Below are 15,230 nucleotides of genomic sequence, written 5' to 3' on the forward strand. Positions count from 1 at the left end.
CCGTTTCAGCCCTGCATATCCTCCAGCGCCACGCCATTGGTTTCACGCACCTTGGCCCGCACAAAGAAGAAAGAGGCCGCCGCCGCCAGCGTATAGCCGCCATAGGTGACCGCCAGACCGGGCGAGACCACCAGAGCGGGGAAGCTGACCGAAATGGCCGCATTGGCCATCCATTGCGCAAAGCCGGACACCGCCAGCCCCGAACCACGGATCTGGTTGGGGAACATCTCGCCCAGCATCACCCACATGATCGGGCCCCAGCTCATGTTGAAAAACACCACATAGGCATTGGCAGCAAACAGCGCGATCACGCTATTATGCCCCGGCAGGCTGAGCCCGCCATCCGCGCCCGCCACTGCGGTGGAAAAAGCCCAAGCCACAGTGCCCAAAGTCACCGTCATCCCTGCCGAACCGATCAACAGCAAAGGCTTGCGCCCCAAGCGGTCCACCAGCATCAGCGCGGCCAGACAGCCCGCAATCGACACCACGCCCGACAGGATATTGGTTTGCAGCGCATAGGCTTCGGAAAAACCGACTGCCTGCCACAAGGTAGCGCCGTAATAGAACACCACATTGATGCCCACCAATTGCTGGAACACCGCCAGACCGATGCCCGTCCACACCAAGGGACGGATGCGCCCCGTGGCCTTGTCCACCAGATCGGACAATTGCGGGCGGTGATGATCAGCGGCCAGACTGGCGCGGATGTCAGCCACCATGGATTGCGCCACGCTGGCGTCAAACAGGCGGGTCAGCACTTGGGCGGCGCCCGCCTCATCCCCGCGCGCCACCAGATAGCGGGGGCTTTCAGGGATGAACAGCAAGGCCACAAAATAGACCGCCGCCGGAATGGCCTGCAACCAGAACATCCAGCGCCATGCAGGGAAGCCGCCCCACAGTTCCGCCGTCGACCCACCCGCATAATTGGCCAGCACATAATTGACGAGGAAAGCGCCGGTCAGGCCCGAAATGATCATCACCTGCTGCACGCTTGACAGGCGTCCGCGCACGCTGGCGGGCACCACTTCGGCAATATAGACCGGCGAGATCACGCTGGCCGCGCCCACGCCCAACCCGCCGATGATGCGCGCCAGAATGAACAAAACCGAACTGCCCGCCGCGCCCGCCAGCAAAGCGCTGACCAGAAACAGCAGCGCGGCCAGCTTCATCACCCCGCGCCGTCCGATCCGGTCCGCCAGACGCCCCGCACCAAAGGCACCGACCGAGCTGCCCACCAGAATGGCGCCGACATTGATGCCAATGCCCACCTTGCCAAGGTCGAAAGCGGCCTCCAGCCCCTTTTGCGTGCCATTGATCACGCCGGAATCATAGCCGAACATAAAGCCGCCAATCGTGGCCACCGCCACAATCGCGGCGACAAAGCCCATATTGGCTTTGGCCTCCCCGCTTTCCTGCATCATGCGCTCTCCCTTATATTTTCAGATTTTGGCCAGATGGCCCGCCATGCCCGCCACGCCCGCGTCAAAGGCAAACAAAGCCCCCGCCAAAGGCTGCTCTGCCAATTCGGCTTCGCTTAGCCCCTTGGCCGCGGTGGTGGCATAGGCAGTGGTCAGGTCCGGCCCGCCAAAGGCGATCTTGGTCACATTGGCCACCGGCAGGCGCACGTAACGCAGCAAAGTGCCATCGGGCGCATAGCAACGCACGCCCCAGCCCGCGAACAGGCCGATCCACACATTGCCCACAGCATCGACCACCGGCCCATCGGGATAGCCTGCCCCATCCTCGATTTCTGCAAACAGGCTGGTGGAGATGACGGCTGCGCCTTCCACCTGCGAGGCCCAGATCTGGCGGCCCAGAGTGTCCACATGATAAAGCGTGCCGCCATCGGGCGAGAAGGCCGGACCATTGGTGATGCAAACCGGCGCGATGCCGGTATCAGCACAAGCCGACGTATCCATGCGATAGAAGCGGCCCGTCACCGCTTCCTCGGCATCATCCATCGATCCGAACCAGATCGCACCATCACGCGCCACCGTGGCATCATTCAGGCGATTGCCCGGCAGACCTGCCTCTGGCGCGGCCAGCAAGGTGAAGCTGCCCGTGGCTGGATCAAAGCGATGCACCCCGCTTTGCAGGCCAGCGATGAAAGACCCATCCTCCGCCGGCAGCACCCAGCCCACTTGCGCGGGCGCGCTCCAGCTTTGGGTCGCACCACTGGCCGGATCGAAACGATGGATGGCTGGCGCCTTGATGTCCACAAACCACAGGGCGGCATCGCGCTCCACCCAGACCGGACCTTCGCCCAGCGTCGCGCCCAAAGGCCAAACAGCGGTAACCTGTTCCATCAGCGCCACCCCGCATCGATCCAATATTCATGGCCGGTAATCAAACGCGCATCATCCGAAGCCAGAAACAACGCCAGCGCCGCCACATCGGCAGGCACCAAACGCCCGTCCAGACATTGCGCCGCCACAATCTCGGCCTCGCCTTCGGGCGTGTACCATTTTTCCTGACGCGGCGTTTTCACATTGCCGGGGATGATGGCGGTCACGCGGATATTGTCCCGCCCCAATTCGCGGGCCAGACTGCGCGTCATGCCTTCGATCGCAGCCTTGGCAGTCTGATAGATCACCAGATCCTTCAGCCCCAGATGCCAGCTGATCGACCCGAAATTGATGATCGCCCCGCCCCCTGCGCGCTTCATCGCGGGCACGGCAGCCTGCGCGACAAAGAACTGGTGCTTGAGATTGACCGCCATGCGCTCATCCCAATAGGCGGGCGTCACCTCTTCAACGCTATGCCGGTCATCATTGCCCGCATTGTTGACCACCACATCGAACCCGCCCAAAGCCTCCTCGGCCTGCGCCATCATGGCGGCCAGAGCGGCAGGATCGGTCAGATCGCAGGGGATGAACACCGGCGCATAGGCTGCATCTGGCGAGACACGGGCCACCACAGACACACCTGCCGCCACGGCAATGTCGCAAAAGGCCACACGCGCGCCTTGGGCCACAAAGGCTTCCACCAGCCCTTCGCCAATGCCGCTGCCGCCACCGCTGATGAAAACGCGTTTGCCTTGCAGGCTGGGATAGATCGCGCTTTTGCTCATGCTGCTGCTCCCAACAGACCGCGCGATGCCAGATTGGCGTAAAGCGCGGCAATGCCGGTGGTCCATGGGGCGGCATCCTTGGAAGTCACCACTTCATTGACCAGACGGCCAAGGCGCGGGGTAGCAATGCTCACCACATCGCCCACCTTATGGGTGAAGCCGCGCCCTTCATGATCGCGGTCCTGCGTGGGGGCGAAAAGCGTGCCCAGAAACAGCACGAAGCCATCGGGATATTGGTGCTCGCTCAAGGTTTGCGCCACCAGATCGAGCGGATCGCGGCTGATCTGGTTCATGCTGGAATGGCCTTCCAGACGATAGCCTTCCGGCCCCTCGATCAGCAACTCAACCTCGGCATTGCGCACGTCATCAATGGTAAAGCCATCGTCAAACAGGCGCACCAAAGGCCCCAGCGCGCAGGAGGCGTTGTTGTCCTTGGCCTTGCCGAGCAGGAGCGCGCTGCGCCCTTCCATATCGCGCAGGTTCACGTCATTGCCCAAGGTCGCGCCGACCGCTTGCCCCGCGGCATTGACCAGCAGCACCACTTCGGGTTCCGGATTGTTCCAGGTGGAATCGCTGCGCACGCCAATCTGCTCCAGCGCGCCCACCGTGGCCAGAACCGGCGCCTTGGTGAAGACTTCGGCGTAAGGCCCGATGGCGACTTCCAGATATTGCGACCACAGCCCGTCGGCGATCAGCAATTCCTTGAGCGCCTCGGCCTCAACCGATCCGGGCACCACAGAACGGATCGAACCGCCCACGCGTTCCTCGATACGGGCGCGGATTTCCAGCGCCTTGCCCGCATCACCGCGCGCGCGCTCTTCGATCACGCGCTCCAGTGTGGAGGTGGCGAAGGTGACGCCAGCGGCCTTGACGCATTGCAGGTCAATCGGGCTGAGCAAGGGATCGGCCAGAGCATCCAGCGATCCCAGTGCCACACCATCGGCGGCGTTCAAAGGCAGGCGCTCGACCAATTGCGCCACGGTGGGGGCCACGCGGCTCATGTCATAGGCGATGCCGCCTTCCACCAGAATGGGCGTAGGGCCTGCCTGCGTGGCGATACGGCCCAGAAAGCGGCCCTCGCGCCAGTCGGCGGGCAGGAGTTGGGATAGGGGAAGGTCCAGCGCCATAAGTCTCTCCCTTTTGCGCGTCATATAAATCTGATGCAAAAGTGCCATTCACGATTGCTTGATAGCGCTACCATCACACCCCAAGCACGGTGTCAAGCGCCATGAATGCGTTAGAGACTAACGCGGGAGAAGTGATCCTGAAACGCCCATAATGGCAAATAAGGTCGCGCCAGCGCCTTATCCACCGCATAGGGCCACCAACCGGGGCCAAAGGGCCAATAGAGCCTTACCGGAACCCCCAAGTGCTGCGCCAAAATCCGGCACCGACGGCGGGGCAGCCCGCGCAGCAATTCCCACTCGCAAGGCGTGCCCGCCTCCAGCAGCAACTGCATGGCCGCCTGCCCCAGCGTCGGATCATGCGTAGCAATCCCCACCATCGCCCTACGCCCCGCCAAGGCCCGAACCAGTTCCAGATAGGCAACCTTGTCCGGCGCGCTGCCATCGGGATCGGCCCATTCGCCCTGCACCACCCGCAGGATCAAAGGCCCATCGCGCAAATCGGCTGCATCCGCCATCGACCGCCGCCAACGCGCAGGCAAAGCACATCCCACCGCGCCCTGCTCCCCCAACGCCGTGGCCAGAGCCAGCGTGGCATCGGCCTGCGCGGGAGCATGGGCATCGAAGATCAGCGGCACATGGCCTGCCAGCGCCGCAATCCGCCCCGCATCAAAGCCCAGATGCGGCGCCTTCACCGCCAGACGCGCATCGCCACCCTGTCCGCGCAAAGCGGCCAGCATCGCTTGATTGGCAGCCATCACCTGATCAGGGTCAGATTGCTGTGCAGGGAAATAGCCATAGGTGGCCCGCATCCCCTTCGCCGCCTGCCCCATGCGCGCCACCGATGCCGCATCGGGACCATCGACCCAACGCTCCACCTGCGCAGGCAAGGCATAGCGCATATCGCGCAAGGCCGACCACAAGCTCATGCCCTGCCCCGCCGGAACCGCGCCCAGCCCCACACCGCGCCATCCACCGCCATCGCCCATAGGCTGCGCAGGTTGAAAGGATAGGTCCGCAAACGCAAAGTGGGATGCGCCTCCCGCGTCCATAGCTGGGCGATCCAAGGCTCCACCCCGCCCAGCAATTCATAGGCACGCAACCCCTTGCCCGCTGCATAGCCAATCGTGTGCAGCATCAGCAAAGTACCCGGCGAACAGGATTGATAGGCCGCATCATAGCCGATCTTGAACAGCCAATAGGCCCCGCCCTGCTCCACCGCGAGTTGCATGGCCGCCGCCCGCCCATTGATCCGCAGGAAAGCGATGCGCAAATCGCCCTTGGCCGCCGCGCTACGGAAATAGCTGCGGAAAAAGGCTTCCTTTGCCGGTTCAGAGGCGATGGCCGTGCCCGCCTCGCGCTTCCAGCTGCCCAGTTCCACCTGCAAGGCTTCATCAAACAAAGCATCAAATTGCACGGCATCAGGCTGGAGCATTTCATAGCTTACCTTGCCCAAAGCCGCCGCCTTGCGCCCTGCGCGGCGAAAATCGGATCGACGCCCCGCGTTAAAACGCAACTCGGGCTGCGCCCAACTCTCATCCAGCGCGATGGTCGGGCAAGGCACCGCTGGGCGCACCGAGATCAGCCCGCGCCCGCGCATCGCCTTGCGCAGGGCAGGCACCAAAGGCGAATCCGCCGGAACTCTGTCTAGCGCGATAGGGCGCGACAATCGCGCCAAGGCCCGCGCCAGAACCGGTACCACTGCCGAATCGCCATACAGCACATCGGCCGGTTCAAACACCTCACGCGCGCCCACCATGCGCCAACGCGCGCCAAAACCATGCGAACGACACAACGGCAGCAGAGCTTGCACCTGCCCCTGACGGGTGGCAGCAAACACTTCCAGCACATTCCCCGCCAGCATGGAACCTGCCAGAGATTGCACGAAATCATGATGTTGCGTGGGAAGACTAGCTTGCGCCTCCAGCCTGCGCCATGCCTCGCGCAAGCCTTCACCCTCGGCCCTGGAGGGGGGCGCATCGCCATGCTCAAGCAACGGCCAAGCCGTGCTCCCGATGCTTTCAAATGCCAGATGAGCGTGCTTCACGCCGCAAGTCCCATGGGGAAATACGTAGCAGGCAGCCGCTAAGAAAGTGTAACTTTAACCGGAAAGGACCCGTCCTGCCGCCAGTATTGACGGCAGGAACAGAACCAAAATCTTTTACAACTTACCCGTCAATTCCGGCACGGCGCTGAACAGATCGGCGACCAGACCGAAATCGGCCACCTGAAAAATCGGCGCGTCTTCATCCTTGTTGATGGCGATGATGGTTTTGGAATCCTTCATCCCCGCCAAATGCTGGATCGCGCCGGAAATACCCACCGCGACATAGACTTCGGGCGCCACAATCTTGCCGGTCTGGCCCACCTGATAATCATTGGGAACATAGCCAGCATCGACAGCGGCACGCGATGCGCCCACCGCCGCGCCCAGCTTGTCGGCCAGAGGCAGGATGGTGGCGGCAAAGGTTTCAGCATCCTTCAAGGCGCGACCACCCGACACGATCACCTTGGCGCTGGTCAGTTCGGGACGCTCGCTCTTGGCCAGTTCGGCGCCGACAAAGCTGGACAGACCCGCATCGCCCGTGGTGGCAACAGCCTCGACCGCCGCCGAACCGCCAGTGGCTTCCGCCTTGGCAAAGGCCGTGCCGCGCGCGGTGATCACCAGCTTGGCGTCGCTGCTTTCCACCGTAGCGATGGCGTTGCCCGCATAAATCGGACGGGTGAAAGTCTTGGGGCCTTCTACCGAAAGAATGTCGGAAATCTGCGCCACATCCAGCAGCGCCGCCACGCGGGGGGCGATATTCTTGCCCGTGGTGGTGGCAGGCGTCAGGAACGCATCATAGGAGCTCATCAGCCCCACAATCAAAGGCGCCAGATTTTCCGGCAAAGCGGCGCCATAGGCCGCATCATCGGCCACCAGCACCTTGGCCACGCCAGCCACCTGCGCCGCCTGTGCGGCCACGCCGTCCACGCCGGAACCGGCCACCAGCAGATGCACCTCGCCCAGCTTGCCCGCCGCCGTCACCGCGCCAAGCGTGGCATCTTTCAAAGCCGCATTGTCATGCTCGGCCCAAACCAGAATGCTCATGCGCCTACTCCCAGTTCCTTGAGCTTACCCACCAAAGCGTCCACATCGGCCAGCTTCACGCCAGCACTACGCTGCGCCGGTTCGGTAACCTTCAGCACGGTCAGGCGCGGGGTAATGTCCACGCCGTAATCGGCGGGGGACTTGGTCTCCAGCTTCTTGGACTTGGCCTTCATGATGTTGGGCAGCGAGGCATAGCGCGGCTCGTTCAGGCGCAGGTCGGTGGTGACAATCGCAGGCAGAGCCAAACGCACCGTTTCCAGACCGCCATCCACCTCGCGCGTGACATTGACGAAATCGCCATCCACCTCGACTTTGCTGGCAAAGGTGCCCTGCGGGCGCCCCGTCAGCGCGGCCAGCATCTGGCCGGTCTGGTTGCTGTCATCGTCAATCGCCTGCTTGCCCAGCAGCACCAGACCGGGCGTTTCCGCCTCGACAATGGCCTTGAGCAACTTGGCCACCGCCAAAGGTTCCACCACATCATCGGTCTGCACCAGAATGGCGCGATCAGCCCCCATGGCCAGCGCCGTGCGCAAGGTTTCCTGCGCCTTTTGCGGACCCACCGAAACCACCACGATCTCGCTAGCCGCGCCCTTCTCCTTCAGACGGATCGCCTCTTCCACCGCGATCTCGTCAAACGGGTTCATGCTCATCTTCACATTCGCCAGATCAACACCCGTGCCATCCGCCTTCACACGCGGCTTCACGTTATAATCCAGCACCCGCTTCACAGGCACGACTATCTTCACAGCGCTCTCTCCTCTGCAAACTGGCTGCGCACCGGCCCGCTATAAAGCTTTTTGCCGATACCGATGCAAGCTGCGGCTTCTCTATCCGATTTTCGATACGAAATCGTATTGAGTCGTTTGTGCAGCCTGCTATGCCTGCTGTCAACATGGCAAAATCCCCCCGCAAACGCCCATCCCGCCAAGAGACAATCGAGAAACTTCTCGACGGGGCGACGCTGGCCTTTGTCGAGCGCGGCTTTCACGGTGCCACGCTGGATGACATCTGCGCCCGCGCAGGGCTGACGCGGGGCGCCTTCCATTCCAGTTTTGACAATAAGGAACAGTTGTTTCTCGCCCTTTATGACCGGATGCTGACCCGCGTACGAGACCATCTGGTTCATATTCAGGCCAGCGCGGAAGCCTATCCCGACAAAAGTCTGGCCACGCTCTTTGCCGAATTGACGCAGAATTTCCCCATCGACCGCGAATGGTATCTGCTGAGCAGCGAGTTCCAGCTTTACGCTATGCGCCAGCCCGCTCTGGCGCCCCAACTGGCCCAGCACCGCGCACTGATGCGCGAAACCGTGGCCGATGCGCTTGAGCAATTGCTGTCCCATCGCGGCCTGTCGCTGACCGTAGACCGCGACCTGCTCGCCCGCTTGCTGGTGGCGATCCATGATGGCAGCTATGCGCAAAGCCTGCTGGAGCCGGAGGCTCTGGCCCCCGGTTCCCTCATGGCGCGCTTTGGCGAAATGATCCTGCGTGCGGCCAGCGCTTAAAGCGGCACCACACGCCCCTCCTCGGCCGAGAGGATCGCCGCCTCGATAATCGCCTGCACACCCAGAATTTCCTCAGGCTTATTCGGCGCTTCACCTTCTCCAAGGCAGGCCTGCGCCATGCGTTGGTAAAAACTCTGCTGGCAACCACGCGGAACCGGCAGTTCCAGCGGAGCGCCCTCGCCGGTGTAATGCAGCAGCGGATCCTCATCCACACCCCAAGCCGCATCCTGCGGGGGCAGGCCCGCCACCGACTGCGCCTCCTGCGGATCGGCCTTTTGCTTCACCAGCGAGCCGCCCGTGCCATGCACCGCAAAACGCGGCACGCCGCCCGCCACGCAAAGGCCTGCATGCAGGATCACCCGCTTGTCGGCATAGCGCAGCACCACATGCGCCCAATCCACGCCCTTTGCGCCGGGACGCAAGGCGCCCATATCCGCGCTGACCGCCAAAGGCATGCCGAACAGCACCAGCGCCTGATCCACCATATGCGGCCCCAGATCGAACCAAACGCCCGACCCCGCGCTGCCATCCTCGCGCCAGCGCTCGCGCACCTGAGGGCGGAAACGGTCGAAATGCGATTCAAAATGCACCACCTGCCCGATCGCCCCCGCCTCGATCGCGGTGCGCACCGCCATGAAATCGCTATCCCAACGCCGGTTGTGAAACGCCGCCAGACAAAGCCCCCGCCCCCGCGCCAAAGCCACCAGAGCCTGTGCCTGCGCCAGTTCCAGTGCGAAGGGCTTTTCCACCACCACATGCTTGCCCGCCAGCAAGGCGCGCTCGGCCAATTGGGCATGGGTGGCGCTGGGCGTGGCCACCGTGATCAGGCCGATCTCGGGGTCAGCCAGCATGGCTTCAAGATCCTGCACCAGCGGCACACCGGCCACGGGCGATATCGCGCCTGCCGAACGCGCATGAATCGCGCGCAATTCCAATTGCGGCACTGCACCAATCAGCGGCGCGTGGAAAACCCGCGTCGCCATGCCATTGCCAAGGATCCCAACGCCCAGTTTCACCATTAGTTCAACCCATTTTCAGATAGTTAGCTGCCGCAACTTCTACCACCAAGGTCGTATTGCGCCAGAGACTCCACATATTTCGCACAAATTGAGTGATTATGTCAGTGTTTTGGAAAACACAGTGCTTGACCAAGGCCCAAGCTGCCAATACGCGATGGGATTATGCACGATATCCGATCCATTCGCGACAATTCCGCAGCTTTCGACGCCGGTCTGGCCCGCCGCGGGCTGGAACCCCAATCGCAAGCCATTCTGGCCGCCGATGCGCAGGCCCGCGCCGCCCAGATGGCGGTGGACACGATGCTGGCCTCGCGCAACGCTGCCTCCAAGCAGATTGGCGCGTTGATGGGCAAGGGCGACAAGGATGGTGCCGCCGCGCTGAAGGCCGAGGTGGAAAAGATCAAGGCCGACCTGCCCGCGCAGGAAGAGGCCAAGCGCCAAGCCGACGCTGCCGTTGCCGCCATCCTGTCGACCCTTCCCAACATTCCCGCCGAGGATGTGCCTCTGGGTGAGAATGAGGGGCAGAATGTCGAAGTCAAGCGCTGGGGTAACCCGCGCGAGGCGACCGGTGCCAAGGAACATTTCGACATTGGCGCGCCGCTGGGTCTGGATTTTGAAAGCGCACAGGCCGTTTCGGGCGCCCGCTTTGCCTATCTGCGCGGACAGGTAGCGCGCCTGAACCGCGCGCTGGGCCAGTTCATGCTGGACACGCACACCACCAAATTCGGCTATCAGGAAGTCGTGCCGCCCGTGCTGGTGCGCGATGATGCCGTCTATGGCACCGCCCAGCTGCCCAAATTTGCCGAAGACCTGTTCCAGACCAGCGATGGCCGCTGGCTGATCCCCACGGCGGAAGTCAGCCTGACCAATCTGGTGCGCGAACAGATCCTCGATGCCTCGGCCCCTTTACGCTTCACCGCGCTCACCCTGTGTTTCCGCAGCGAAGCGGGCGCGGCAGGACGTGATACGCGCGGGTTGATCCGCCAGCACCAGTTTGAAAAGGTGGAACTGGTTTCGGTCACCAAGCCCGAGGATTCGGATGCCGAGCATGAGCGGATGACCGCTGCTGCCGAACATATTCTGGAAAGCCTCGGGCTGCCCTATCGCCGCATGCTGCTCTGCACCGGCGACATGGGCTTTTCCGCGCGCAAGACTTTCGATCTGGAAGTCTGGCTGCCCGGACAAGGTCAATATCGCGAGATTTCCTCTTGCTCGAACTGCGGTGATTTTCAGGCCCGCCGCCTCAACGCCCGCTATCGCCCCGAAGGCGAGAAGGCCACGCGCTTTGTGCATACGCTCAATGGCTCGGGTCTGGCGGTCGGGCGCACGCTGGTGGCGGTGCTGGAAAATTACCAGCAGGCCGATGGCAGCGTGATCGTGCCGGAAGTGCTGCGCCCCTATATGGGAGGCGTCGAAGTTTTGAAGCCGTAAATCTGTGCTGACAACGAGGGGCACAAGCCCCCGAATATAGGGTCGCCTCACTTGCGCATCTTGCTGACCAATGATGATGGCATCAACGCTCCCGGCCTTGCGGTTCTGGAATCGATTGCGGCCAGCCTGTCGGACGACATCTGGGTGGTGGCCCCTGCCGAGGAACAATCGGGCGCGGGCCATTCGCTGACGCTCAACCGGCCGGTGCGCCTGCATCAACATGGCGAAAGGCGCTTCTCGGTGTCGGGCACGCCGACGGATGCGGTGACCATGGGGCTGAAAAAGGTTCTGCCCGCACCGCCCGACCTCATCCTGTCGGGGGTCAATCGCGGCGCGAATCTGGGCGATGATGTGACCTATTCGGGCACCGTTTCGGCTGCCATGGAAGGCGCGCTGGCGGGCATCAAATCCATCGCGCTCAGTCAAATTTACAACAGGGAAGGTATGGGAGACCAAGTTTCCTTCGCCGCGGCGCTTGCCTGGGGCGAAAAGGTAATCCGACCGCTTCTGGAATTCGATCTTCCAAAAAGGTCATTGATAAATATTAATTTTCCTGACATCGTTCCCCAAGACATCAAGGGAATCAAGGTCGTGAGGCAGGGCTTTCATGACTATTCCAGAGGCTCTGTTGTGGAAGGCACTGACCCGCGTGGCTATCGATACTTCTGGTTCGGCCTGCATGGCATCGAACACACATTGGGCCACAACACCGACCTTGAAGCCATCGCCGATGGCTACATCAGCGTAAGCCCGCTCCACCTTGATTTGACCCACGAAGCATCGCTGTCCACCCTCTCGGAAAAGTTTAACGCATGATCCACGATGACAAGGCGCCCACAACCCAAGGGGCTGGACGTAGATTTCGCCTGCTGGCCGCCGCCGCGGTGCTGCTGGGTGTTGCCGCGCCGTTGAGCGCGCAATATTATAGCCCGATTGACCGCATTCTGAAGCAAGCCAATGCCAAGTCACCGGTCAACAGTTATGCCAATGCGCCAAGCGGCTATGGCTATGGAAATCAGCCCCCTGCGCGTACGCGCGATGATTATGAAGACCGCGATCCGCGCTATGACCGTGGCCAGCGCGATTATGACGATATTGACCGCAGCCTGCGCCGCGAAACGGTGCATGTGGTCGAATCGGGCGAAACGCTCAATGGTGTTGCGGATCGTGCCGGTGTCTCGGCCAATCTGATCATCGAGGCCAACCGCCTGCCCTCGCCCTATTATCTCTATGTCGGTCAACGCCTGATCATCCCGCGCGCGCGCACCCATGTGGTGCAACAGGGCGAGACCGGCTTTGACATCGCCTATCGTTATGGCCTGCCCTATTCCGAAATCGCGGTGGCCAACAATCTCTCACCCGATTCCTATCTGCGCATAGGTCAGGTGCTGCGCATTCCGACGGTGACCCGTCCCACACCGCGCCCGGCCCCTCCGGCCCAGCCCCAGAGCCTGCTGAACCGCTCCTCGGGCAGCTATAATGACGGCTACAGCAACAGCTCCTATGGCAATAGCGGCGCCAGCTATACCAATTACAGCGGCAGCAACAGCTATCTGCGTACGTCCGCCCGCTTTACCTGGCCGGTGGATGGCCGCGTGCGTCGCCGCTTCACCGCCCGCACCCGTGCGCCCAATGGCGGCGATTACCATGATGGGATCGACATTATTGCCCAACAGGGCACCGCCGTGCGGGCCATCACCGGCGGATATGTCACCTTCGCCGGACGCGAGCCTGACAGCTATGGCAACACGGTGGTGGTGCAGCATGATGGCGGCTGGGTGTCGGTTTACAGCTTTCTGGACCGCATTACCGTGCGGCAAGGTGACCGCGTGAACCCGCGTGAACGTGTGGGTCTGGTCGGCCATACCGGCCGCGCCACGCGCGACGAACTGCATTTCGAATTGCGCCGTGGCAAAACTTTGGTCGATCCGCTCAACTATCTGCCCCCGCGCGATCTCAACCCGCCGGCAGACCGTTATCGTAACGGATATTAAAGGTTAGATGGCGGGGTTCAGGCCAAAGCGGCAAATACCCCGCCCATCACCAGACAGGCCAGCAAGGCATAGGCGGCATCCACCGCGCTTGCCCGCCAGCCCAGCCCCTGGCGGTCGTAAAGCAGCACAATAAGCGGCACCGCGATAAACAGCGCAAAACCGCCCGACATCATGGGATAGAGCCAAGGCTTGGCGGCCAGCGTGGCACTGCCCACCCGCGCGAAATTATGCCCGATCAACCATGCAGGTCCCAAAAGCGCTAACAGGCTGATCCCGCGCGGCGCCTTTTGCCCCAGCAGCCGGTAATAGGGCAGCGCCAAAGCGCCCGCCACCACGGCCGCCAGAACCACCGCCAACCAATTAATCGGGCCCATCTGCCTCTCCCAAGCTGAAACGCTGCCGTGTTGTCGCCAGCCTAGCGAAACGCGCCATTTGCGTGTAGGGGCGCAGCCCATGGCAGACAAGACTCTTACCCGTATTCCGGAATCGCCCAAAGTTGGCATGGTCAGCCTCGGCTGCCCCAAGGCGCTGGTGGATAGCGAACGCATCCTCACCCGCCTGCGCGCCGATGGCTATGCGATGAGCGCGGATTATGCCGGCGCCGATGTGGTGCTGGTCAACACTTGCGGCTTTCTCGACAGCGCCAAGGAGGAATCCCTGGCCGCGATTGGCGAGGCGATGGCCGAAAACGGGCGGGTGATTGTCACCGGCTGCATGGGCAATGAAGCCGAGGCGATCCGCGCCCGCTTCCCCGATGTGCTGGCCGTCACCGGCGCGCATCAGTATGAGCAGGTGGTGGATGCGGTGCATGTGGCTGCCCCGCCGACGCGCGGGCCCTTTGTGGACCTGATCCCCGCTGGCGCCGATGGCGAGGTGAAGCTGACCCCGCGCCATTACAGCTATCTGAAGATTTCCGAAGGCTGCAACCATTCCTGCGCCTTTTGCATCATCCCCGATCTGCGCGGCAAGCTGAGCAGCCGCCGCATCGATGCGGTGCTGCGCGAGGCGGAAAAGCTGGTGGCGGCGGGCACCAAGGAATTGCTGGTCATCTCGCAAGACACCAGCGCCTATGGCGTGGACACCAAGCATGAGGCCCAGATGTGGAAAGGCCGCGAGGTGCGCGCCCATATGACCGATCTGGCCCGCGAACTGGGGCAATTGCGCACACCCGAAGGCCATGCGCCCTGGGTGCGGATGCATTATGTCTATCCCTATCCACATGTGGATGCGATCATCCCGCTGATGGCCGAGGGGCTGCTGACGCCCTATCTCGACATTCCTTTCCAGCATGCCGCCCCCAATGTGCTGCGCGCCATGAAGCGCCCCGCCAATGAGGCCAAGGTGCTGGAGCGCATCAAGGCATGGCGCGAGATCTGCCCCGATCTGGCGATCCGCTCCTCCTTCGTCGTTGGTTTCCCCGGCGAGACCGAGGAAGATTTCCAATATCTGCTCGACTGGCTGGACGAGGCGCAACTGGACCGCGTGGGTGGTTTCCGCTTTGAACCGGTGGAAGGCGCGCAGGCCAATGACCTGCCCAACCCTGTGCCCGAAGAGGTCAAGGAAGACCGCTATCGTCGCCTGATGGAAAAGACCGAGGCCATTTCCGCCGCGCGCCTGCAGCGCAAGGTGGGCCGCGTGATCCCTGTCATCATCGACGAAGTGGGCGAGCCCGACGAGGATGGCGACATTGGCGCCACCGGCCGCAGTCAGGCCGATGCGCCCGAAATCGACGGGCAGGTGCTGCTGCGCGATGTCTCGCCGGAACTGCGCGCGGGTGACATCGTTTCGGTCTTGGTAGAAGAAGCCGACGCCCATGACCTGTTCGGAGTCGTGGTCGAAAGCTGACGCCTTGCGTTTTACGCAAGTCCATACGCAGTCTTGGCAATTGCCATGCATATCGTTTTCAGGCTTAAAGAGGAGGCCTTTTCAGGCATCCTCTCCCAAACTTCCATGGCCCGCCATCTGGCGGGCTATTTTTTTGCCACACAAACGCAGGC

General features: G+C 62.4%; 15 protein-coding genes. 5 read left to right on the forward strand and 10 right to left on the reverse strand.

Annotation, left to right across the window (positions count from 1 at the left end; translation table 11 throughout):
• Window positions 1–5 precede the first annotated feature (5 nt).
• From EOE18_RS02545 to EOE18_RS02580, 8 genes are all read right to left on the reverse strand, one after another.
• Window positions 6–1,421 (reverse strand): sugar porter family MFS transporter, encoded by a 1,416-nt coding sequence (locus EOE18_RS02545; RefSeq protein WP_425464278.1) that lies wholly within the window; start codon window positions 1,419–1,421, stop codon window positions 6–8.
• Between the two features lie 18 nt (window positions 1,422–1,439).
• Entirely contained in the window at window positions 1,440–2,306 is an 867-nt protein-coding gene (locus EOE18_RS02550) for an SMP-30/gluconolactonase/LRE family protein (protein WP_127705935.1), read from the reverse strand.
• Window positions 2,306–3,070, reverse strand: coding sequence for a D-xylose 1-dehydrogenase (gene xylB, locus EOE18_RS02555; protein WP_127705937.1), 765 nt, complete (start codon window positions 3,068–3,070; stop codon window positions 2,306–2,308). The genes EOE18_RS02550 and xylB overlap by 1 nt, the downstream gene beginning before the upstream one ends.
• Window positions 3,067–4,197, reverse strand: a complete 1,131-nt coding sequence (locus tag EOE18_RS02560) for a fumarylacetoacetate hydrolase family protein (protein WP_127705939.1) — start codon at window positions 4,195–4,197, stop codon at window positions 3,067–3,069. The genes xylB and EOE18_RS02560 overlap by 4 nt, the downstream gene beginning before the upstream one ends.
• A gap of 110 nt (window positions 4,198–4,307) precedes the next feature.
• Entirely contained in the window at window positions 4,308–5,123 is an 816-nt protein-coding gene (locus EOE18_RS02565) for a proline dehydrogenase (RefSeq protein WP_127706603.1), read from the reverse strand.
• Window positions 5,120–6,241 (reverse strand): GNAT family N-acetyltransferase, encoded by a 1,122-nt coding sequence (locus EOE18_RS02570; RefSeq protein WP_127705941.1) that lies wholly within the window; start codon window positions 6,239–6,241, stop codon window positions 5,120–5,122. The genes EOE18_RS02565 and EOE18_RS02570 overlap by 4 nt, the downstream gene beginning before the upstream one ends.
• A gap of 114 nt (window positions 6,242–6,355) precedes the next feature.
• Window positions 6,356–7,285, reverse strand: a complete 930-nt coding sequence (locus tag EOE18_RS02575) for an electron transfer flavoprotein subunit alpha/FixB family protein (RefSeq protein WP_127705943.1) — start codon at window positions 7,283–7,285, stop codon at window positions 6,356–6,358.
• Window positions 7,282–8,031, reverse strand: coding sequence for an electron transfer flavoprotein subunit beta/FixA family protein (locus EOE18_RS02580; protein ID WP_127705945.1), 750 nt, complete (start codon window positions 8,029–8,031; stop codon window positions 7,282–7,284). Before EOE18_RS02580 ends, EOE18_RS02575 begins: the two co-directional genes overlap by 4 nt.
• 146 nt (window positions 8,032–8,177) lie before the next feature.
• On the opposite strand from EOE18_RS02580, the gene EOE18_RS02585 reads away from it, so the two are divergent.
• Complete coding sequence (locus tag EOE18_RS02585; protein WP_164852644.1) at window positions 8,178–8,789, forward strand: TetR/AcrR family transcriptional regulator; 612 nt, start codon at window positions 8,178–8,180, stop codon at window positions 8,787–8,789.
• Here the strand turns inward: EOE18_RS02585 and EOE18_RS02590 are convergent.
• The gene (locus EOE18_RS02590) at window positions 8,786–9,808 is read right to left on the reverse strand and encodes an oxidoreductase (protein ID WP_127705949.1); all 1,023 of its coding nucleotides are present in this window, start codon (window positions 9,806–9,808) and stop codon (window positions 8,786–8,788) included. The two genes, EOE18_RS02585 and EOE18_RS02590, sit on opposite strands and share 4 nt — an antisense overlap.
• Window positions 9,809–9,970: 162 nt before the next feature.
• Here EOE18_RS02590 and serS point away from each other — a divergent pair, with 162 nt between their 5' ends.
• From serS to EOE18_RS02605, 3 genes are read left to right on the forward strand one after another with little or no spacing between them, the layout of a single operon-like run.
• Complete coding sequence (gene serS, locus EOE18_RS02595) at window positions 9,971–11,239, forward strand: serine--tRNA ligase (RefSeq protein ID WP_127705951.1); 1,269 nt, start codon at window positions 9,971–9,973, stop codon at window positions 11,237–11,239.
• A 51-nt stretch (window positions 11,240–11,290) separates the two neighbouring features.
• Window positions 11,291–12,055: a 5'/3'-nucleotidase SurE gene (gene surE, locus EOE18_RS02600; RefSeq protein ID WP_127705953.1), complete on the forward strand. Its 765-nt coding sequence runs from the start codon at window positions 11,291–11,293 to the stop codon at window positions 12,053–12,055.
• The gene (locus EOE18_RS02605) at window positions 12,052–13,233 is read left to right on the forward strand and encodes a LysM peptidoglycan-binding domain-containing M23 family metallopeptidase (RefSeq protein ID WP_127705954.1); all 1,182 of its coding nucleotides are present in this window, start codon (window positions 12,052–12,054) and stop codon (window positions 13,231–13,233) included. Before surE ends, EOE18_RS02605 begins: the two co-directional genes overlap by 4 nt.
• 17 nt (window positions 13,234–13,250) lie before the next feature.
• On the opposite strand, the gene EOE18_RS02610 is transcribed toward EOE18_RS02605, so the two are convergent.
• Window positions 13,251–13,607: a DUF1761 domain-containing protein gene (locus EOE18_RS02610; protein ID WP_127705956.1), complete on the reverse strand. Its 357-nt coding sequence runs from the start codon at window positions 13,605–13,607 to the stop codon at window positions 13,251–13,253.
• Between the two features lie 79 nt (window positions 13,608–13,686).
• On the opposite strand from EOE18_RS02610, the gene rimO reads away from it, so the two are divergent.
• Window positions 13,687–15,078 (forward strand): 30S ribosomal protein S12 methylthiotransferase RimO, encoded by a 1,392-nt coding sequence (gene rimO / locus EOE18_RS02615; RefSeq protein ID WP_127705958.1) that lies wholly within the window; start codon window positions 13,687–13,689, stop codon window positions 15,076–15,078.
• The last annotated feature ends 152 nt before the right edge of the window (window positions 15,079–15,230 follow it).

Origin of the sequence: Novosphingobium umbonatum, assembly GCF_004005905.1 — a bacterium.
GTDB lineage: Bacteria > Pseudomonadota > Alphaproteobacteria > Sphingomonadales > Sphingomonadaceae > Novosphingobium > Novosphingobium umbonatum.

Bases quoted from the DNA above. Each gene is read 5' to 3' on its own strand.
- EOE18_RS02550 (WP_127705935.1), bottom strand. From the start codon at position 2,306: ATGGAACAGGTTACCGCTGTTTGGCCTTTGGGCGCGACGCTGGGCGAA.
- EOE18_RS02590 (WP_127705949.1), bottom strand. From the start codon at position 9,808: ATGGTGAAACTGGGCGTTGGGATCCTTGGCAATGGCATGGCGACGCGG.
- EOE18_RS02560 (WP_127705939.1), bottom strand. From the start codon at position 4,197: ATGGCGCTGGACCTTCCCCTATCCCAACTCCTGCCCGCCGACTGGCGC.
- EOE18_RS02545 (WP_425464278.1), bottom strand. From the start codon at position 1,421: ATGATGCAGGAAAGCGGGGAGGCCAAAGCCAATATGGGCTTTGTCGCC.
- rimO (WP_127705958.1), top strand. From the start codon at position 13,687: ATGGCAGACAAGACTCTTACCCGTATTCCGGAATCGCCCAAAGTTGGC.
- EOE18_RS02585 (WP_164852644.1), top strand. From the start codon at position 8,178: ATGGCAAAATCCCCCCGCAAACGCCCATCCCGCCAAGAGACAATCGAG.
- EOE18_RS02575 (WP_127705943.1), bottom strand. From the start codon at position 7,285: ATGAGCATTCTGGTTTGGGCCGAGCATGACAATGCGGCTTTGAAAGAT.
- serS (WP_127705951.1), top strand. From the start codon at position 9,971: ATGCACGATATCCGATCCATTCGCGACAATTCCGCAGCTTTCGACGCC.
- EOE18_RS02610 (WP_127705956.1), bottom strand. From the start codon at position 13,607: ATGGGCCCGATTAATTGGTTGGCGGTGGTTCTGGCGGCCGTGGTGGCG.
- xylB (WP_127705937.1), bottom strand. From the start codon at position 3,070: ATGAGCAAAAGCGCGATCTATCCCAGCCTGCAAGGCAAACGCGTTTTC.
- EOE18_RS02565 (WP_127706603.1), bottom strand. From the start codon at position 5,123: ATGAGCTTGTGGTCGGCCTTGCGCGATATGCGCTATGCCTTGCCTGCG.
- EOE18_RS02605 (WP_127705954.1), top strand. From the start codon at position 12,052: ATGATCCACGATGACAAGGCGCCCACAACCCAAGGGGCTGGACGTAGA.